This is a genomic window from Stieleria sp. JC731, from assembly GCF_020966635.1.
Lineage (GTDB): Bacteria > Planctomycetota > Planctomycetia > Pirellulales > Pirellulaceae > Stieleria.
On sequence record NZ_JAJKFQ010000002.1, the window covers coordinates 717,324 to 736,743 of the forward strand.

The window sequence follows — 19,420 nt, forward strand, 5'->3', positions numbered from 1 at the left end:
GCGACGACTAACCGAAAAACTGCCATAGCACGGCAGCCATACTGAAACCGACCAGCGAGATACATGTTGAGATCACGCCCCAGGTACGCAGCGTCTGACCTTCGCTCATCTTGAAGTAGCGAGAGATCATCCAGAATCCCGAGTCGTTGACGTGTGAAAAACCGGTTGCCCCTGCCGCGATCGCGACCGCAATCAACGCAAGCTGCGGCTGAGTCATCCCGACGGTAAAGTTCCCCATCAACCCGGCGGCCGTCAGCATCGCCACCGTCGCGGACCCCTGTGCGATTCGAATCAGCGTGGCAAAAACCCAGGCGAGCAACAGGACCGATATCCCTGAATCGGCAAACATGATTTCCATCGCATCGGTGATGCCAGTCGCCGCCAAGACTCCTTTGAAAACCCCGCCAGCACCGGTGATCAAGATGATGATCCCTGCCGGCCCAAGTGCCTTCGTCGAAATCTCCAGCAAGGTTTCTCGATCGACACCGCGGCGTGTGCCCAAGAAGTACAACGCGATGGTCGTTGACAACAGCAGCGCGATGACGGGGTGCCCCAGAAACGAGATCAATTGCATCGGTAAAGGGCTGCTGGACAACAACGCCGAAAGCTGTGCGCCGCGTTCTTGACGGGTCAACCCTTCGGGCAGTCCCGACGCGTAATACTGTTCGACAATCGTGTTTGCCAAAATCATCCCAATGGGCAGACCGATCAGCGCCAGGATGAATCCGACCGAAGGCAATGCGACTTCGGATTCCTCGACAAATTCCTCTTCAGGCATCGTGATCTCAACGCCTTTGCTGAGCCAAATGCACAGCGGAGGGCCACAGATCAATGCGGTCGGAAGCCCGACCAAGACGCCGAACAGAATCACCCAGCCCAGATTGACGCCCAAGAAGTACGCGACGGCAACCGGACCCGGTGTTGGCGGAACAAATCCATGAGTAACCGCCAACCCTGCGACCAACGGCAAACCGAAATGCAAGAACGGTCGTTTGGTATCACGCGCCAAGGCGTACAGCAGCGGCGCCAAAATCACTAGGGCGACATCCAAGAAGACCGGCACCGAAATGATGAATCCGGTCAGCAACATCGCCCAAGGCGCGTGCTTGGCGCCGAACTTACGGACCAAAAAGTTCGCCAGCGACTGAGTTCCACCGCTATGTTCCAGGATCGCCCCAAAGATTGCCCCGACCCCGATAATCGTGGCGATAAAACCGAGCGCCCCGCCCATGCTGCTGACGATCGTATCGGCAACTTGGGTCAGCGGGACCGCTGCCGGATTGACCAGACGACTGGTTGCCGCCACCAACACCGAAACGATTAACAGGGCCAAAAAGGCCGACAGCTTCAGCCACAAAATCAGCACCAACAACAATGCGATCCCGAGCACCAATAGCGCGATCAACGGTGTCGGCTGCAGGGGGTTTTCGGCGACATCGGCCTGAGCCAAAACGAACACGTCTGAAGCACTGGATCCGAGCAGGTCCGTCAGTCCGAACAAAGAGGCATCGATCAAGGCTGGCACCGATGGAGAAGCGTGGGTGAAAAGGTGGGCTGCGCGTAAACGCATCGTAGGCTTGGATAGGCCGGCGGATATTCTAACGAATTTCATCAAACCATCGATTTTGGTTTGGCATCGTCAACGAAATTCGCTGCCGTCTGTCCGGTGGAAGGCCTGCGAGTCTAGGCATGGCCTTTCTTGCGGTCAAGTTTTGTGCCTTATGGGCGAACGCAGGCTTGCCGATACAATACGGACTCAACCAATCACACCTTCCAATAGGATCCCCGGTCGACAATGACATCCACGACCAAGCTTTCCGATCATTTCCAGGGCGAGGGCTGCCCGATTTCATTCGAACTGTTTCCACCCAAAACGGACAAAGGGATGGAGCTGTTGGAACGAAATGTTGAACGATTGCAAGAATTCGGTCCGGCGTTTTTCACCTGCACTTACGGTGCTGGCGGTTCAACCCAATCGAAGACATTGGATGTGGTCGAACGAGTCCGGAAGATCACCGACCTACCCGTCGCTTCACACCTGACCTGCGTGGGATCGACGGTTGATCAGCTTTGCGATTATCTACGCGAAGCGAAACAACGCGGAGCCGACTACATCGTCGCCCTTCGTGGCGACCCTCCCCAAGGAAGCACCGAATTCCAAGCCGTCGAAGGTGGACTCCGCTACGCCAATGAACTGGTCGAAGTCATCCGAAGCGAATTCGATCAGCAGTTCGGCATCGCTGTAGCCGGATACCCCGAAGTTCACCAAGAAGCCGTCGACGCAAAAACCGACCTGGAAAACTTGAAGCGAAAGGTCGACGCCGGCGCCGATATCGTCGTCACCCAATTGTTTTACGACAATGATGACTTCTATCGTTTCCGCGATGATTGCGACAAAGCCGGGATCAACATCCCAGTCATCCCCGGAATCTTGCCTGTCACGAATTTCAAACAGGCCGAACGGATCGCGGGACTTTGCAAAGCTCGCATTCCGGATTCATTGACCGATGCGATGAATGCGTCCGACACCGAGGAAGGGCAATTCGAAATCGGCGTCGAGCACGCACGTCAACAGACAATCGATCTGATGAAGAACAACGTCGCCGGAATCCACTACTACGTGCTTAACAAAAGCGATGCCGCAGAAAAGATGCTCGAAGGGCTGTCACTAGGCAATGCTTAAGCGGCCAACGCCGTAACGCTTAAAGCCGCCCTAAATCAATCTGCAAAACAGCGAATCACGAGCCGCACCGGCTGACCGCTGTTTGTAGTTCTTCGATAAACCGGTCACGATCGCTTGGCGAGACCAAGTAAAATCGCGACCCGGTGGTGACCTTCACCCGACGGATCGACATCGCAGGTGCGCTAAGCCAACTGCCGCTTTTTTCGACCCCTTTGATTTGGTCAAGCGGCACACGCGTCAGCAGCAACCCACAGCGAATCGACAACGTATCCTCAGTGATCGTGTAGCGGCACGGAATCACCAAGATGCCGATCAACAGCAGGATTCCCGCACCGGTCAACAGACAAATCAGTGCCTCTTGATTCTTGCCTTGCCAAAGCGAAATGCCGGTGATGACCGCACAGATGATCGGCCCCAGCATCAACAGAAACGCCAGCCACAAATCGACTGCCGAAGGAAAGACAACACGCTTGGGCTTGGTAGCGGTGCTTTGTGTTTCGTTCATCAGTCTCGTTTACCCATCGTCGTCTTGAAGTCATCACCAAGTTGAATTCGGTGCAAGGCTGCGTCGCTGCCCCCAACAACGATCGCGGAATCGACCGTCGATGCGACAACGCAGTAGACCCAACCGTCGATGACGGGCACCGTTTCGATCACTCGCACATTGGCCGCGTCGATGATTCGAATTCCGCCATCGACACAGCCGGCAACAAGATGCCGTCCGTCGTCGAGCCAGGCAAGACAGGTCGGTTGGGCATCCAGCCGAATGTAACGAACCATTCGGCCGATACCTGGCTGCCAAAATCGAATCGATCGATCGAGGGAAGCCGACGCGACCAGCGATGGACTTTTCCCTGCATCCGCCCCTGCATCCGAATGGCGATCGGCCAGATGCGACCGCATTGGCTTTGCAAGTGCGACGACAGGTCCGGTGTGCTGATTCAAATTTCGCTGCTGCTGACCGGTGTCACAATCCCAAACGCGGACCGAACGGTCTTCACCCGCACTGACCAGGATGTTTTCCAGCAGACAAAGCGCATGGACCGCTCGCGAATGTTGATTCATACGAACCGACACCTTGCCGTCCTGGTCAATCAGACATTTCAAGATCTGCCGATCGAGTCCCGCCGAAACGAGGTTCGAATCGTCAAGCCAAACCAGGTCTCGAACCGAATCATGGTGCTGACGGATTCGCATCGCAGGCTTCATGCTGGGCCAATGAAATAATTCAACGGCCCCCGACTGCGAGGGCTCACCACCGCCGACAGCGAACATTGTTTGGTCCGGTGAAAACGCCGCACAATGCAGATTGGGCGAGTCGGCCGCAACGGTTCGCCTTAAATCCAAACTGGGATAGGCGTACTGCTGCACACCGGCCTGGCCGACGGTCAACAACGACTTGCCATCAGCAGTAAGCACCAAGTCGACGATGGGCGGTTCGACAGCACCGGCCCTTTCTGAGTTCAAGGCAATCGCGAGTACAATCGCAGCCAGCATCACGGTTCTTTGAACCCTACACCGATGCCGAATGGGAGATTGCCTTCTGTTTGCGTCATTACCCATGTGACTCACCCCATCAAGAAGTGACCGGTTGCTGACGAATGGAACGGATCTGCGTCATCGCGATTCGAGGCAAAACGAGACTGACAACGATCGCGATGCCAAAAGACAAGATCGATGTTAGCCTTTGCAAATCGTCGCTTGCCTGATTCGACAAAGCCGCATTTGCGGCGTACACGTACAATAGTTGCGGTATCGCGGCGACCAGTGCTGCCGCAAGATACGGCGTGCGTTTCGCCTTTGCCGCCCCCATCGAGTAACTGATCACCGTTGTCGGAATCGGGGTCAAGCGGATCAGCAAGTGCAGGTAAAACCCTGCGTCCCGTGCCATGTAGATTAGCACGCTTGCTAGAGGCGCGTCCGCAAGCGGACGTTCGGCATGTCCGGTATGCGCGGTGATGGGCTTCATCTTTTCAATGGGCCAACACCACCGGGCAATGTGATAGTTGACCATCGCCGCAAGGACGGCAGTCAGGATCAAAACGGCGCACGCGGTCGGGAACGGAAACAACGATCCGGCGGCCAGACTGACCAGCGTCTTGGGGACCATCATCGACATTCCGGCCATCCCCAGAACGATAAACAACGGGATTGCGACCGATCCATGTTGGCGGATGCTTTCGGCGACCGACGTGACCTCAAATCCGGCCATGAACAACGCCAGACCACAGATCAACAAGAACAACGGCAGGAGGGCGGCTGAACGACGCAATCGACAACAGGGGGATACGAAGAAGCGAACGGTCTTGCGGGATCTATTCAAGCTCGGGCATAGTAACAGTATGAACCCGATCGCGAAGCAAGTTAAAGACCGTTTCACCACAGAAGACCAATGTGGCCGAAACGTCGTTCCGAAACGCCCAGCGACACGTTGGCAGCAAGCCAACCTGTTCCGCAACCCCTTCGGGGAACTCGAACGCGAGGAACGGGCGAAGCTCGCCGTCGCAGACGTCACCCAAATCCTCGATGCCATCGCTGCGCAAGATCACGATGGCGATACCCGGTTTTGCGAACAGACGGCGTTTCAACTGCTAGGCGAATGTGGACGCGGCAAGACATCGCGTCTTTTGGCAATTCAGCACCGGTTTCCGCAATCGGTCTATGTCTACTTGGGCGAGGACCAACCCTGCCCAACGGTCCCCTGGGGCTGGCCGCTGCTGATCGACGAAGCTCAGCGACTGCCCAGACGGGTTCGCCGCCTGATTTTCAGCAGCAAAGTGCCTTTGGTCTTGGCGACCCATCGCGACTTAACCCGCTCGCTTCGTCGCGCGGGTTACCGAGTGACGAGCGAACGAATCGGCTTGACGCTCTCGGCAGAAAAACTGAAATCAATTCTTAACCAACGAATCAATGCTTCGCGACGCGACGAAAGCAGTCAACCACCACAAGTAACCACAGCGATCGCGAACAAGCTGATCTCACGATTCGGCACTGACGTCCGTGCGATCGAAGGCTTTCTTTATGAAGTCGTCCAACAACAGGTAGATACCGATGGCCAAATGCGATTTATCGATTGAACTGGATGAACCCGATCGCGTTTATAGGGCCGGTGAAAAAGTCACCGGATCCGTGTCGGTCGAGACCGATGACAGTGTGAAGTGCAAGGGGCTCGACGTGTCCTCGGGATGGCGAACCCATGGACGCGGTAACGTTGCCCGGCAATCGGTTGAAAAGGTGACGCTGTTTCAAGGGCAATGGCAAGCGGGGCATCGCGAAACGTATCGGTTTGAACTGCCTGTCGCCGATTGGCCGCCGACCTATTACGGCAACTACGTCAACGTCGAGCACTTCATCGACGCGACGGTCAAGATTCCCTGGGCCTTCGACCCGAAGGCATCCGTCGATTATGTCGTTCGTCAACGTGACGCACCGATGGCGCTGAAGGACGGTTCGAAAGACGCTCCCGGGTGCTTCAGCAACGCAGTTGTTGTGGTCTTGATCTGCTCAATCATCGCCGTCTTCATCGGAGTTGCCTTAACCATCCTGGCCATTCCGAAAGTGGGTGGAATTATCGGATTGATCTTGGTACCGATTGCGTTGCTAGTCGCTTGGCGGACACTTCTACCGATGTGGCTGCTCGGAAAGGTCAAAACCGAAGTCGTCTCCAAGAATGTGACACCCGGTGAAAAGGTCCTCGTCAAAATGTCGTTTCAGCCGCGTCGTGATGTTGATGTCACGAAAATCACTGCGGTGCTTAATGGCAGCGAAGTCTGCATCAGCGGAAGCGGTAGCAACCGAACGACACACCGTCATCAATTCTATGAGGAGACTCACCAACTGCTGTCCGAAGCCCATTTGAAAGCCGGTGACGAACAGTCTTTTGAATTCGGCATCCCGATCCCAAGCGACGCGCCGTATTCGTTCAACCTCAGCGACAACGATTTACGTTGGTCGATTGATCTTCGGTTCGACATTCCTCGCTGGCCGGACTGGAAACGGTCCTTGGATATCAACGTCTTTCCATCGAGTGATGCCGCGGAACAACCTGCCGATGATTCACACACACTTTCGGAATCATTCACGGTTGGTGAGGAAACCGATGAAACGCAAAACGAAGCGGTCGAGCAAGATGAAATCACGTTCGTCGAGACAGCGGACCACCTCTGGAAGCTGCGCAACGATCCCGACCAAGTCGACGTGTTGGTCGAAGCCGTGCTAGGGCTCACGTTTGACATGGATGTCCTTGTCGAACGTCGGCTGCTCTACAGCGGCACAGAAGATCCTCATGTCTACAAAGACGGCTATGCCGTTTGGGCGCGGCATGATGACCCGCCGTTGCCGCTGGTTTTGTACGTCCCACATGACTTGGCTGATGATTTTGAACAGACCGGCCGCAACAGCGTACCGATTCGCGGAACCATTGTCGGCTGGGACCACGACCACAAACGGCTGCAGGTGAAGGTGCTAGTTCGATAGCGTTTGGACTGAGCTTTACCGAGATCACCTGTGCGACTGACCGCTAGCCTCATGGCAGCGTTATCCGCATGACCGCCTGCCGAAAGGGTGGTCCAAAACACGCCCGCGATATCTGATCGCCATGACGCCCCTGCACGGCGACCCTGCACGGCGGTTTCGGCCCGCGGCGAAACCGACTTCCCCGTCGGCCCTAGGAAAGGATTCGGCGAACCAATAAACTCGGGGCGTAATCGACAGAGTTTACTTCCCGACCACCGTAGCCACCGCCGACAAATGCCGCGTCCACGAGTCCTCGTTCTTCGTGCCCCAGGCACCAACTGTGATGAAGAAACCGCGTACGCTTTCGAGCGTGCGGGAGCCGAATGCGAGCGAGTTCACGTCAACCGATTGGCGGAAAATCCGGCCCTGAAAGACCGGTACCAGATCTTGTGCGTGCCAGGTGGCTTCAGCTACGGCGACGACATCGGTGCAGGACGCATTCTGGCCACCCGGCTGCAAAACCACCTTGCTGATTTGGTTGACACCTTCGTGCATGGCAAAGGCGACCGCTTGGTCCTGGGGATCTGCAACGGCATGCAGGTGCTGATGCGTCTGGGAGTTCTAACTGAGGACGTCACAGCAGCGGGGGGCGATAAGCCAGCCACGCTGACGTGGAACAACCATGGCCGGTTCGAAGATCGCTGGGTCAATCTGGCAACCGACGCAGCCGGTGAAACGGAAAGCAAATGCGTTTTCTTGCGTGGCATCTCGCAAATGTACCTGCCCATGGCTCACGCCGAAGGAAAGTTCGTTGCCAAAAGCGACACCGTGCTGGACGAACTGAAGAAAGCCGGTCGTTTGTGCCTGCGATACGCCCGTGATGCTCAGTCGGGCGTCGAAGACGAAATTATTGACTTTCCCGCCAACCCTAACGGGGCAGACGCCAATGTTGCAGGCGTTTGCGATCCCAGCGGCCGGGTCTTCGGTTTGATGCCACACCCCGAACGCCATATCGACGCGACGCAGCACCCTTATTGGACTCGCCGCACCGAACAACCCGCCGTCGGCGACGGCTTGGCGATGTTCCAAAACGCCGTTAGCTGGTTCGAGTAAACCGACACTCGAACCAACGAGAAATCGAAAGCCGTGCCCAATGGGGCGCGGCCTTTCGAAAGCCGCCGCTTGCTAATCCCGCTTGCTAATCGTTGTGTTCGATCTCTGGCCAGTAGATGTCTTCGAACGCGCCTTCGTCATGGAAGTCGGGGCTGTTATCAAGGTCATGGCACTGCATGCAGTGCTCGCGAGCCTTCTCGATAGGCAACTGAACTTCCTGACGCAGCTTCGCACGTAACGCTTTTATGGCGTCATCGGTTGAAGGATCTTTCTCTGCGGCGACGTGGGCCGAGCCAGGACCGTGGCAGTTTTCGCAGCCATTCCCCGTCAGGTGCGCCGTGCTATCCAAATCCATGTAACCGCTTTTGTAGGGCGTGTAACCTTGCGGATCCCATCCGGTCACATGGCAGCTTAGACATTCGGGATCGAAGTGACGTGGGATGTCGCCGCGTTCTTTTGGTGGCTTGACCAAGTGGGCGGTGGCTTCGGCGTGAGCAGAATTTTCCCAAACATCGTAAGCGTTGGCATGACACTCCTTACAGGATTCACTGCCGACAAATGTGTTCCCCGATCGGTGTGGCGTCGGTGTAATCCCCAGCCCTGAAAACCCAAGCTGTTTCAGCTGGTTTTGATAGTCTCGCATCAACTGACGCATTTCGGGCGCGTCTTTGAATTCATGCGAAAGCGGAACACGGGCGTACTTCATCGGTTGGTTTTGATAAAGTCCGACCAAACCTGCATACATGCCTTTGTTGCCGGTCACGATCAGTTTGGTCTTTGAACCTTCGATCGGTTGTGGTTGATAGAGCGGTTCACCGTAGCCACCAGAAACGACGATCAGGTCGTAACCTTGCACGTCGACCATCAGTTTCTTGGCCGCGTCTTCTTCACCAAAGAACGTCAGCACGCGGAACTGTGCCCCTTCGTCGTTCATGGACTTCAAAGCGTTCTCGGCAGATTCTTTGATCGGCGCGACTGTGATATCCGAACCGCTGGACGCTTCCAATGCTTCGGGATCTAAGATCGACGTGACACCGATTTTCCATTCGCCACGACGCAAGACCTTGTGTGTGGGAAGCAAGCCAGCTTCAAAGATCGTGACGTTGCCGGAGACGAAGATCTGTGAATCGTCGTAAGCCATCGCGAGCAGGTCACCGGCGCCAATACGCAAATCCGATGGCCCGTAACCGACGGCCTGGTACTTCATCTCTTTCAAGGCAGTCGTTGAACGTTCAAACTTGATCGCCGCCTGGGGAACGATTCGCCGAATCTGGTTGCCGGCGTCGATCGGAATCAGATCCCAACCTTTCCCGCGAAGTTGCTCCATGAAGGTGTAACGCCGTGCGACGCCACCTTTTTGATTTTCAAGTCCCGTGCAACCGCAAGGCTCGATGTAGCCATGCTGGTTTCCAGTGAAGAACAACAACGCATCGGGCGTTGGCCAATTGTTGTAATCTTCGGGACCATCCCCGGCGACCAAACCCGCCTCGGTCGTCGGATCGATCAGTTCTGGGCCATTGGAAAGATTCTTGGTCGGCGACATCGCGGCGGGATTGCCTTGCGAATCACGACCTGGCTTGATCACATCAGCAGCGATTCTCGCATCGGGACGCTTCCTCGAATCGCCAGCGCTCGTATCAAGTTGGCCTTCAGGGGTTGGAACCAACTCGCCTTTCATTTCCGGGCGTGCGTTCGGCGTTGGGATGACTTCAACCTGCCCGCGCTGTGATCGGCGAAGGCCACCGATGATCTTGCGACGTGAACCGTCAATTGGTGCCTGCACCAACTGAACGGCGGGTCCGAACGATGGGGCACCGGGGGGCTGTGACGTGGAGGCATCCGGGGACGACGATTCCTGACCGGCGACGGCTTCCACTTCGTCAGCGGTGAACTTTGCGTAACGGGTCGCGGTATCCAGATCTTTCAGTTGTGAAAGTTCGTCCTTCACCCAAGAAGAACGCAGGTCCAACGAGGCGTGGTCGTCGAGATGCTTGAACGCTTGCCGAACCTCATTCTCAACCGACAAAGAACCCGATTGATGCCGCGATCTTGACGCCACATCAATGTCACTGCCGCACCCGACAAAGGCACCGAAGCTAGCAGTCATCGCGATTGCTAGCATGCGCCGAAGTGACGCTCGGCGGGCACTAGCGAGCGGTTGACCGGAAGATCGAACGGCGATTGAAAACGATTGCATAGGCTGTTTCACGGGCTCGATCCGAAATTGGTGTGCGACATGGCCTGCCGCATCAGGGACTAATGTTCGATCAAAACTTTGACGGCGATCCGCATACGACCGACCTTGGGGTTATCGGATTCGATCCACACCCAACCAAAGTCGTCTTTGTTCTTGCCCAACAAGTCGACCGTCTCTTCGCCCGCCGTTAAATTCAGCTTGATCGGGAAAAGTCGCGTCTCTCCTCGGCCGATCGGATTTCCGAGTTCTGCGTGAATGGTATCACTTGGGGAAGTTTCACCAATCGTAAGGTTTGTCGAATCTTTTTCGCTACCCTTGAGAGCCAGAAGTGCTTTGAACTCCAGCTTATCGGTCGCTTTCACGCGGCCCAGGTTCCAGATATAGCCCCCCTTCTCGGTCGCTTTAACGGTTGTGTTTTCCAGCATCGATAGCGGCCCGACGATTTGGCCGGCAATTTCGGTGCTTCCGTAAAGGTCTTCGCCGACAGGCTCGCCGTCATCACCAAGCTTCTTGAACACGACGATCATGCGAGAAGCCAATGGCCCTTGTCGCAAACCGGGTTTGACTTTTGCGGAAATTTTAAAGGCCTGCGTGGCATGTTCGTGCGCCGAATCACCTTCGCTGACCTCGAATGCCTCAATCGTCGTCTCGGTCAACTCTTCCATCGCTTCACTGCTCAGCTCCGCTTTGGAGATCTCAATTTTCTGATCCAGGAAGCTGTAGAAGTTGGTCGAGAACTCAAAAGAATCGCCCACGGTGATTTCGCCAAACGAAATCAGCTCGGGTTCGAATTCGATATCGCGAATGATCCGTCCCATCACGACCAAACGAATCGCCGGCTTGGCGGGGTCATTGGTCCGCAGTTCGGCAGACTGCTCGAAGGTGGTCTTGTCCGACGCGACGGTCCATTCCATATCGACCGAGGTTTCCTCACCGGGCGCGATCGAACTGTCTTTCAACGATCCGAGCGTACACTTACAAGTCGTCGCACCTAGCTCCAGTGTCAGTGGTTCAGTACCGGTATTCTTGATCACGAAGGTGTGCTTGCCTTTCGTGTTTGGTGGCATCGCACCAAAGTCGTGCGTGGGCTCCCCCTGAACCTCGGCGACGGCGGAGCTATCGCTGTGGAACTGTTTGAGATGCTCCATCACGTTGTCAGCCGTCACATGCCCCGTGAAATCGATCTCGCCGAAAAAGGCATCCCGCCGACCGTACTGAACAAAGTTGGTGGTCCAGCCGATCGATGCACCGACAACGACGGAAACCAATAGGATGAGCCAGTAATTTTTCACGGGATTTCGGTCCTGTGCGGTGAGATCAGCGAGGAGCGGGCGGATTCAAGAAACTGCTTGCGAATTTATGGGAGTGAATTTGCGAGCAGATCGATTTTGCCAATGGAATGTGACCCGTGCTACGCCCAACTGGCGACTATGGTTCGCTGGGCCATCCAGGGTTTTGACTAAATAGCACGTTCACCGGTTCTCTGATGGGCCCGTTGGCTGCCGCGGCACCGATCGGCCTGACAACACAGGCAAATTGCAGCCCCAGAAGCCTGACGACGTTGTCGCCCAACTTCGAAAGCCCCCCCGCTTGCTGTGCTAACTCAGCCGCGCTTTCGTGCCGCCCCATCGCTTCCTCGACCAATGCCAACTGGGCGACCAGAGAAACATCGGTCGGGTTGTCTGGGTAAACATCCGCCAGAATCTCACTGGCCCGTTTCAAATCGTCCGCGTTCCCGAATCGCTGGTAAACATGCAAGAACTGCTCGGCAACCGTGCGGCGGGCCAATGGGTCAACACCACATCTCCGCAACACCTCTTCGGTCGCAGCGAACCAGTCCTGCCTTTGGCTGGGACGGTCACCTGCGCCAACCAGTTGACGCTTCAACAGGTCACTGTGCCAGATCGCGGCCATCGTGTCCCACTGATCCGCTTGGAGCGCTTCTTGAACATCGTTGAATGCACGCTTGCCCATCCCTTGGCTTGCCGCAAACTCCGCCCTCGATAACGCTAGCTTCGCTTCGGTCACCGGCATCAATGAAGTCGCCCTCAACGTCATCAACAGTGGCAGTGCAATCGCAAGAACCGCCAATGAGGCACGCGTTGCTGACGCGTTACTCGCCGGTGCTTGATCATCCGATGCCGGCTCGGATCGCTGCGGCACTAGCATCGCAACAGCCAACCATATGAACATCGCGACCCCGGGCACGGTCCAGCCACCGGAAACACATAGATGAACCAGCATGGATAGAACGATGGCCCCAGACCACGTCTTTATCCAGAGGCTCGAAACCGCTGAATCCATCGCCGCAAGCTGCCGCCATGTGAACAATCCAGCTATTGTCGCGGCTACCACAACCATGATCACTAACCAGAGATCCAACTCCGCCCCAGCTGCGAACGAAAACATCCCGGTTACCAATGCTGCTACGACGGCTCCGACCAGCAATGAAGTCGCTAAAGATGAACGACGACCGTCAGCCGCAGTGACCGTACTGCTTTCCGGTTGATTACCACGAGCCACGCGTACCAACACGATCGCGAGAACCAGCAACAACAGCCCGGCCACCAGTCCGCCAGCCGCTAAGGTTTCAAAGACAAAATTATGCGGATCGGCAATCGTCTCATTCGCCTGCGGAAGTCGGTAGCGAAGATACATCGCCTGAAACGATCCGGGACCAACACCCAACCACGGGTAGTCGGCCAACATCGCAACCGTTGACTTCCAATACTGCAGACGAAACAGCAACGATGAAGGGGCCGCTTCGATCCATTCGGAACCGGACATCAGCCCTATTACCAAGAAGCCAAATCCGATCGCGAACACAGCGACGATCAGCGGCAGCAGCTTTGACCTCGCGCCGCTTGAATTCGACTCGGCCTTGCCCGTCTTTCGCTTCAGAATTGCAAAGCTGAAATACACCACAGCAACGATGCAGGACAGTAACCCGCTACGGCTTTGCGTCCCATACAGCGCCACCATTCCGATCAGGATTGCAAACGTACCCAGCACCGCAAACAGAATCGAGCGCCTGCGTTTCATCCAATCGCAGACCGCAAAGACTCCCGCCAGCACGGGAACACACAAGACCGCCGCCAACGAGTTCGCCAGCAAGAATGTTGATGTGGGTCCACCATCAAGCAAGCGATTGGCAAACACCATTCTGGCCGCAGAACGGCGTGGCGCATCGATCCCGGCCTGACGTATCATCTCGTCGGGATCGGCAAGGTAGCTCGCCCGGCGTGCCGGCAGGGTGACCGCAAATTCGTAGCAAGCGTCGACCGCCATCGCGAAGGTCAATGCGACCAAGATCGCCGCCATCATTTTGCGGCACGATCGATCAACCAACAGACGCCTCGCACTGGTCAGAACCGCTGCGGCGGAAACCCAAAACCAGGCTTCGTTGGTCGACGTGCGCAGGTTTCCTGGCGGGCACATCGCAAGCGCCGACACCATCATCCAAATCGCGAGCAGCCAAGCGACCACGTCAACGGTCACGCTTCCAAAGCTTTGCTTGACGACGCCAAATCGCGTGTCCGAGGCCTGAGCAGCGGTTGCTTGCTTTGCGATAACTCCACCCACCTGAAACCAAGGCTCGGAGATGAACGTTAAAGCCCAAGTGACAATCGCAAACGTGGCAAACCAAAGAGCCTCACCACGTTCAACTTCGGTGCTGTCGACGGGATTGAAAGCCACATAAGCCAATAGTCCACCAAGGGAAGCGACCGCAAGCAGACGACACCAATTCGCCCAAGCTGGGACGTCACTTAGCGATGCTTGTGCTACGGACTCCGATGCGTCTTCTCGGTTTACTCGTTGCTTTGCTTTCGCCATCCGGTTGATTCCAAAATGACGACCAACAAAAGCATACAGCCGACGATGCCTAGCACGGCAATCGCTTGCAGCACCGTCACGTGCACGAGCAACAATGACGCCAACCCACAGGTCGCGGTCACCAGATGGATCGTCAGCACCGCTTGGGTACGTGACAGGCCGAGTTCGACCAAACGATGCGAAAAATGACTGCGATCACCGACAAAGATGCTGCGGCCTTCGCGAATACGAATCCACAAAACCGTTCCCATGTCATACATCGGGATTGCCATCGCACAAATGGGCGCCAGCACGGCGTGCGGACGAGGCGCTGATGCGAACGTTGCCATCAGCATCGAAACGGCAATCAGGAATCCCACCAGGTAACTGCCACCGTCTCCCATGAATAGCTTTGCCGGCGGACGGTTATGCCACAGGAAACCGAGCAACGATCCGCAGACCGAAAGCAGCAGCCCGGCAACAAACAGTTGCGGAAGGCTTCCGCCGATGCCGGGCGTTGTCAGCATCACGGCGGCCATCGACGCGGCAATGATCGCCGCCACACCCCCAGACAAACCGTCCATGTTGTCGAGCATGTTGAAGGAATTGATCACCGCAACGATCCAAACAACGGACAACAAATTCGTCAGTGCCGGCGCACCGATAAAGGCCGTCAATCCGAATCCCATCACATAGACGACGAACGCGGCGACACCAAATTCGACACCCAGACGCAGCAGCACGGGCGCACCACGGCGATCGTCCCAAAGCCCTAGGACGAACAAAACGGTTCCGGCGCCCAGCAGTCCCCACAACTGCAACAAGCGGAGACGTACACCGGCAAAAAAACCCGTGACCGATTCGGGCAATCCCAATAGACGGTGCAAGCCAAAGTCCAGCTCACACACGATTAATGTACCGGCGGCCATCGGTAGCATGATCCCCAACCAAATCCCGATACCGCCACCGAGCGGTGTCACGTTGGTGTGGGTGCTATGGCCACCGGGGTTGGCGATCAAGCCAAGCTGACGAGCATAACGGCGAACCGGGTACAGACTGATCATGCTGATTAGCAGCGGCGGCACCACTGCTAATCCGACCAACCAACCGATCAACGCCGAACCGGTCAATTTATTTGCCCATCAATTCGCGTTCGACAAACTTCGTATCGTGCTTGCCTTCGACAAACAGAGGGTGCTGCAGAACGACGTCGTGGAACGGTGCGGTTGTCGAAATCCCCTCGGTTTGGATTTCGGCCAATGCACGCCGCATCGTCGCGATCGCTTCTTCACGCGTGGGACGATAGACGATCAGTTTGCCGATCATCGAATCGTAGTGCGGTGGCACGGTGTATCCACCATACACGTGCGAATCGAAGCGAACGCCAAGTCCACCCGGGGCATAGAACTTGTTGATTTTGCCTGGATTAGGCATGAAGTTTTTGTCTGGGTTTTCGGCGTTGATTCGGCATTCGATCGCATGGCCGGTGACAGTAATTTCGTCTTGGCTGAACGAAAGCTTCTCGCCGGCGGCAACACGGATCTGTTCCTTGATCAGGTCGACTCCGGTGATCATTTCGGTCACGGGGTGTTCGACCTGAATCCGCGCGTTGACTTCGATGAAGTAGAAATCATCGTTTTGGTCAACGATGAATTCGACCGTTCCGGCGTTGCTGTAGCTGGCACCACGAATCATCCGCACGGCGGCTTCGCAGATCGCTTCGCGTTTATCGGCGGGAAGGTTCGGGCTGGGCGCTTCTTCGATCAACTTTTGGTGACGTCGTTGGACGCTGCAGTCACGTTCAAAGAGGTGACAAACATTGCCGTGGTTATCGGCGATCACCTGAACTTCGACGTGACGTGGCGAGGTGATAAACCGTTCCAAGTAAACGCCGCCGTTTCCGAATGCCGCTTGGGCTTCGGTGCGAGCTTGCGTGAGTGCCTTTTCGAGTGAATCGGCGTCCTCGGCAACGCGCATCCCTTTACCACCACCACCGGCGGTGGCTTTGATCAGCACGGGAAAGCCGATCTTGTTGGCGGTTTCGATGGCCTTGGAATCGTCTTCGATCAAGCCATCGCTACCGGGCACGACTGGCACGTCGTTGGCGATGGCCATCGAACGGGCGGTGTTTTTGTCACCCAGTTTTTCCATCGCCTGTGGGCTCGGTCCGATAAATTCGAACCCGCTTTCACGGCAGACTTCGTTGAAGTGCGCGTTTTCGGAGAGAAAGCCATAACCGGGGTGAATCGCGTCGGCACCCGAAACTTCGGCGGCCGCGATGATCTGATCGATTTTCAGGTAGCTTTCAGCGCTTTTGGCTTCCCCGACGCAATAGGCTTCGTCGGCCAATTGCACGTGCATGGAATCTTTGTCGGCGGTGCTATAAACGGCGACCGAACCGATGCCCATTTCTCGCAAGGCGCGAATCACTCGGACCGCGATTTCGCCGCGGTTGGCGACAAGTACTTTTTGAAACACGTTGGATCAGTTAGTTCGGTTGGATGCGGAGCAGTGGCTTGTTGAAATCGACGGCTTCTTGGTCAGAAACCAGGATTTCGACAATCTTCCCGCTGCATTCGGCCGGGATTTCGTTGAACACTTTCATCGCTTCGATGATGCAGATGATCGTGTCTGGGTTGATGGTCTGGCCGACCTGAATGAAGGGCTCCGCTTCTGGGTTGGGCTTGGAATAATAAGTCCCAACCATCGGCGAATTGATCGTGATCGTTCCGTCGTCGCCGCCCGCGGGGGCTGCGCCGCCGGCCGGTGCCGCTGCTGGTGCGGCTGGGGCCGCCATCGGAACCGCTGCTGGTGCGACCGGCATCACGCCGCCGCGACCGAGTTTGATGCGGTCGTCTCCCTGTTGGAGATCGAGTTCGGTCAAGTCGTGTTCTTCCATCAACTTGACAATATCCCGGATGCGGTCGAGGTCAAAAACGCTCTCGCCGCTGGATTGCTTGCCTTTGCTCATGCCTGTCTCGTCAGGTGAAGATCTTGTGATTGGCGGAGGTTTTACAGGATCAGATGACAATCATCGAGACCCTTTGGAAAACCACTGAGGACTTCGTATCCATCGTCGGTAACGAGCACGTCGTCTTCGATACGAATTCCGAATTCCCCTTCAAAATACACGCCCGGCTCGACCGTGATCACCATCCCCGGCTGCAGGATGTCGTCACTTACCCCGGACAGGCGAGGTGATTCGTGGATTTGCAGGCCAACGCCGTGGCCAAGCCCATGCACAAAATACTCGTCCAAGCCAGCTTTTTGCAGTACCGATCGTGCCGCTTGGTCGACGGATTTCCCTGTCGCCCCTGGCCGAATCGCCTCAATGGCTGCCAACTGAGAATCCAAAACGGCTTGATACGCGGACTCAAACTTGGCAGGCGGATTCCCAAAATGGAAACAACGCGTCAGATCGCTTGCGTAACCACCCAACTTGGTCCCCCAGTCGATCAACAATGTCGGATGATCGCCGATCACCGTTTGGTCAGGGCTGTAGTGAGGCTTCGCCCCCCCGGGCCCGGCTCCGATGATCGGATCAAAACTGAACCCGGTCGCGCCCAAACGCCGGATCGTCGACTCCAATTCGTAAGCGACTTCGATTTCGGTCCAATCGGGCCCCAGCTTGGCCAGCACTGACTGCAAGGCACGTTCGTTGATCCGGACCGAACTACGCAGCACTTCGATTTCTTCGCTGTCCTTGACCATCCGCTGGCGAAGCACCACGTCATGGGTATCAACCCACTGAATCCCATCCAGTTTTGCCTTGATCGCATTGAAAGCAGCGACGGTCATGCAGTTGGACTCAATCGCAATCCGCTTGGCGCCGACACCCGAGAGCACATCCGAAACGAAATCGTCAGGCTTCTGCGAAGGCGACTTGATCTGATAGGGAATGTCTGGGCACTCCTCATCAAGCTGCTCCTTGTAGCGTCCGTCGCTAAGCATCGTCGCACCCGATGAAGTCACCAGTAGCGACGAGCTATCGCCAGTGAAGCCTGTCAAATAACGAACGTTGATTTCGTCGACGATGTAAAACGCGTCAGCGCCGATCGCGTCAAGTTGCTCGGTGAGGGCCTCAATTCGCTCGCTCATAAATTGTCCGCAGTCGGTGAGATGGGTGCATCAAGAACCAGCGATTTTAAACGGCAACGATCGGCATGCGAATACGGGGCCGGCTAGGAACGCCAGAGAAGCCCTCCACCATGCGTCCAACAGGCTGGCTATGGCCAGAACGCTACCTCCACGGAGTGAAGGGCGACAATGTGGAGGGAGCCAATGTGAAGGGAGACAATGTGAAGGGAGACAATAGAACAGCAACACTCTGCTAGTGCTGATGATCACCAGCAGCCGCGTCCCCTCGGTCGAGATGATGCTGATCGACATGAACATGAACCTTCGGGCGGTTCTCTACAAACCAATCCCAGCCGCGACCGGTAACGCTCGCATCGTCAAGGTACAGCGATGTGAGACGAGGCAGTGATGCGATCGACCGCAATCCCTGATCATCGACCGGAACCCCGATCAGGTGCAATGATCGCAACCCCTCCAGCTCGGAAACCGCTTCAGCAACATCAGCCCCTAGCGAGTCACCGCCCAGACGCAGGTTCCTTAGCGACGGCATCTGCGAAAGCTGCTGAACTCCCTCCGCTGTCGCAGCACATTGCGGTAGATTCAGAATCTGCAATTTAGGGTGCTTTGCCAACTGTTGCAGCCCTTGGTCACTGATTGGCGACTCGCGGAGCCGCAGATGAACCAAGCTTGGCAATTGCGAAATCGCTGCGATCGACTGATCGCTCACAACGCCTCGATCAACGATCAGTGTCTTCAGCCAATCATCGTCGTCACGAAGCGCAGCCAGGTCTTGATCGCTGATCTCTGTGGTCAGCAATGCAATCTTGCTCGTCTGGCCGGCGCGGCCGGCGCGAAGCTGCTCGTCATACGAAGCCTCCACACCTGGCGCGGGATCCGCCTCCGGCTCTGATGCCGCTTCTCGATTGCAAGCAACGCAGAAAAGTAGAACGACGCACAGCAGAGCGAGGGAAGACATCCTTTGCGGAATCAGACGGCACTCAAACCATCCTCGCTGCATTTTCAGTCCTCGCATTGGTGCACCATGCGTCGGAGGCAAAGGCTGTCGCTGACGCTTTCGAGCG

16 protein-coding genes are annotated in these 19,420 nt (G+C 56.3%); 4 read left to right on the forward strand and 12 right to left on the reverse strand.

Annotated elements, in window-relative coordinates; genetic code table 11:
* Window positions 1–7: 7 nt before the first annotated feature.
* Window positions 8–1,612 (reverse strand): GntP family permease, encoded by a 1,605-nt coding sequence (locus tag LOC67_RS08405; RefSeq protein ID WP_230262144.1) that lies wholly within the window; start codon window positions 1,610–1,612, stop codon window positions 8–10.
* 183 nt (window positions 1,613–1,795) lie between these two features.
* On the opposite strand from LOC67_RS08405, the gene metF reads away from it, so the two are divergent.
* A complete protein-coding gene (metF, locus tag LOC67_RS08410; protein ID WP_230262145.1) occupies window positions 1,796–2,683 on the forward strand; it encodes a methylenetetrahydrofolate reductase [NAD(P)H] in 888 nt (295 codons plus the stop codon).
* Window positions 2,684–2,738: 55 nt separating this feature from the next.
* On the opposite strand, the gene LOC67_RS08415 is transcribed toward metF, so the two are convergent.
* The 3 genes from LOC67_RS08415 to LOC67_RS08425 all read right to left on the reverse strand — a co-directional run bounded on the left by LOC67_RS08415 (window position 2,739) and on the right by LOC67_RS08425 (window position 4,895).
* Window positions 2,739–3,188 (reverse strand): PH domain-containing protein, encoded by a 450-nt coding sequence (locus tag LOC67_RS08415; protein WP_230262146.1) that lies wholly within the window; start codon window positions 3,186–3,188, stop codon window positions 2,739–2,741.
* A complete protein-coding gene (locus LOC67_RS08420) occupies window positions 3,188–4,180 on the reverse strand; it encodes a WD40 repeat domain-containing protein (protein WP_230262147.1) in 993 nt (330 codons plus the stop codon). Before LOC67_RS08420 ends, LOC67_RS08415 begins: the two co-directional genes overlap by 1 nt.
* Window positions 4,181–4,259: 79 nt before the next feature.
* Window positions 4,260–4,895 carry a TVP38/TMEM64 family protein gene (locus LOC67_RS08425; protein ID WP_230262148.1) on the reverse strand — a complete coding sequence of 212 codons (636 nt, stop codon included), beginning with the start codon at window positions 4,893–4,895 and terminating at the stop codon, window positions 4,260–4,262.
* Here LOC67_RS08425 and LOC67_RS08430 point away from each other — a divergent pair.
* From LOC67_RS08430 to LOC67_RS08440, 3 genes are all read left to right on the forward strand, one after another.
* On the forward strand, window positions 4,894–5,760 hold the full coding sequence (locus LOC67_RS08430) for a hypothetical protein (protein WP_230262149.1): 867 nt from the start codon (window positions 4,894–4,896) through the stop codon (window positions 5,758–5,760). The two genes, LOC67_RS08425 and LOC67_RS08430, sit on opposite strands and share 2 nt — an antisense overlap.
* Window positions 5,735–7,159, forward strand: a complete 1,425-nt coding sequence (locus tag LOC67_RS08435; RefSeq protein WP_230262150.1) for a hypothetical protein — start codon at window positions 5,735–5,737, stop codon at window positions 7,157–7,159. Before LOC67_RS08430 ends, LOC67_RS08435 begins: the two co-directional genes overlap by 26 nt.
* Window positions 7,160–7,432: 273 nt before the next feature.
* The gene (locus LOC67_RS08440) at window positions 7,433–8,251 is read left to right on the forward strand and encodes a phosphoribosylformylglycinamidine synthase subunit PurQ (RefSeq protein ID WP_230262151.1); all 819 of its coding nucleotides are present in this window, start codon (window positions 7,433–7,435) and stop codon (window positions 8,249–8,251) included.
* An 85-nt stretch (window positions 8,252–8,336) separates the two neighbouring features.
* On the opposite strand, the gene LOC67_RS08445 is transcribed toward LOC67_RS08440, so the two are convergent.
* The 8 genes from LOC67_RS08445 to LOC67_RS08480 all read right to left on the reverse strand — a co-directional run bounded on the left by LOC67_RS08445 (window position 8,337) and on the right by LOC67_RS08480 (window position 19,314).
* On the reverse strand, window positions 8,337–10,358 hold the full coding sequence (locus tag LOC67_RS08445) for a multiheme c-type cytochrome (protein WP_230262152.1): 2,022 nt from the start codon (window positions 10,356–10,358) through the stop codon (window positions 8,337–8,339).
* A 149-nt stretch (window positions 10,359–10,507) separates the two neighbouring features.
* Window positions 10,508–11,740: a DUF1573 domain-containing protein gene (locus tag LOC67_RS08450; RefSeq protein ID WP_230262153.1), complete on the reverse strand. Its 1,233-nt coding sequence runs from the start codon at window positions 11,738–11,740 to the stop codon at window positions 10,508–10,510.
* A 136-nt stretch (window positions 11,741–11,876) separates the two neighbouring features.
* The gene (locus tag LOC67_RS08455; protein WP_230262154.1) at window positions 11,877–14,282 is read right to left on the reverse strand and encodes an O-antigen ligase family protein; all 2,406 of its coding nucleotides are present in this window, start codon (window positions 14,280–14,282) and stop codon (window positions 11,877–11,879) included.
* Complete coding sequence (locus tag LOC67_RS08460) at window positions 14,258–15,391, reverse strand: MraY family glycosyltransferase (RefSeq protein ID WP_230262155.1); 1,134 nt, start codon at window positions 15,389–15,391, stop codon at window positions 14,258–14,260. The genes LOC67_RS08455 and LOC67_RS08460 overlap by 25 nt, the downstream gene beginning before the upstream one ends.
* 1 nt (window position 15,392) lies before the next feature.
* Complete coding sequence (gene accC / locus LOC67_RS08465; protein WP_230262156.1) at window positions 15,393–16,739, reverse strand: acetyl-CoA carboxylase biotin carboxylase subunit; 1,347 nt, start codon at window positions 16,737–16,739, stop codon at window positions 15,393–15,395.
* A gap of 10 nt (window positions 16,740–16,749) precedes the next feature.
* Window positions 16,750–17,232 (reverse strand): acetyl-CoA carboxylase biotin carboxyl carrier protein, encoded by a 483-nt coding sequence (gene accB / locus LOC67_RS08470; RefSeq protein ID WP_230262157.1) that lies wholly within the window; start codon window positions 17,230–17,232, stop codon window positions 16,750–16,752.
* A 41-nt stretch (window positions 17,233–17,273) separates the two neighbouring features.
* On the reverse strand, window positions 17,274–18,359 hold the full coding sequence (locus LOC67_RS08475; protein ID WP_230262158.1) for a M24 family metallopeptidase: 1,086 nt from the start codon (window positions 18,357–18,359) through the stop codon (window positions 17,274–17,276).
* A 232-nt stretch (window positions 18,360–18,591) separates the two neighbouring features.
* Window positions 18,592–19,314 carry a hypothetical protein gene (locus tag LOC67_RS08480; RefSeq protein ID WP_230262159.1) on the reverse strand — a complete coding sequence of 241 codons (723 nt, stop codon included), beginning with the start codon at window positions 19,312–19,314 and terminating at the stop codon, window positions 18,592–18,594.
* Between the last annotated feature and the right edge of the window lie 106 nt (window positions 19,315–19,420).

Excerpts from the sequence above, each read along its gene's own strand:
- LOC67_RS08405 (WP_230262144.1), bottom strand. The coding sequence starts at position 1,612 with ATGAAATTCGTTAGAATATCCGCCGGCCTATCCAAGCCTACGATGCGT.
- metF (WP_230262145.1), top strand. The coding sequence starts at position 1,796 with ATGACATCCACGACCAAGCTTTCCGATCATTTCCAGGGCGAGGGCTGC.
- LOC67_RS08415 (WP_230262146.1), bottom strand. The coding sequence starts at position 3,188 with ATGAACGAAACACAAAGCACCGCTACCAAGCCCAAGCGTGTTGTCTTT.
- LOC67_RS08420 (WP_230262147.1), bottom strand. The coding sequence starts at position 4,180 with ATGCTGGCTGCGATTGTACTCGCGATTGCCTTGAACTCAGAAAGGGCC.
- LOC67_RS08430 (WP_230262149.1), top strand. The coding sequence starts at position 4,894 with ATGAACAACGCCAGACCACAGATCAACAAGAACAACGGCAGGAGGGCG.
- LOC67_RS08425 (WP_230262148.1), bottom strand. The coding sequence starts at position 4,895 with ATGGCCGGATTTGAGGTCACGTCGGTCGCCGAAAGCATCCGCCAACAT.
- LOC67_RS08435 (WP_230262150.1), top strand. The coding sequence starts at position 5,735 with ATGGCCAAATGCGATTTATCGATTGAACTGGATGAACCCGATCGCGTT.
- LOC67_RS08440 (WP_230262151.1), top strand. The coding sequence starts at position 7,433 with ATGCCGCGTCCACGAGTCCTCGTTCTTCGTGCCCCAGGCACCAACTGT.
- LOC67_RS08445 (WP_230262152.1), bottom strand. The coding sequence starts at position 10,358 with ATGACTGCTAGCTTCGGTGCCTTTGTCGGGTGCGGCAGTGACATTGAT.
- LOC67_RS08455 (WP_230262154.1), bottom strand. The coding sequence starts at position 14,282 with ATGGCGAAAGCAAAGCAACGAGTAAACCGAGAAGACGCATCGGAGTCC.
- accB (WP_230262157.1), bottom strand. The coding sequence starts at position 17,232 with ATGAGCAAAGGCAAGCAATCCAGCGGCGAGAGCGTTTTTGACCTCGAC.
- LOC67_RS08475 (WP_230262158.1), bottom strand. The coding sequence starts at position 18,359 with ATGAGCGAGCGAATTGAGGCCCTCACCGAGCAACTTGACGCGATCGGC.
- LOC67_RS08480 (WP_230262159.1), bottom strand. The coding sequence starts at position 19,314 with ATGTCTTCCCTCGCTCTGCTGTGCGTCGTTCTACTTTTCTGCGTTGCT.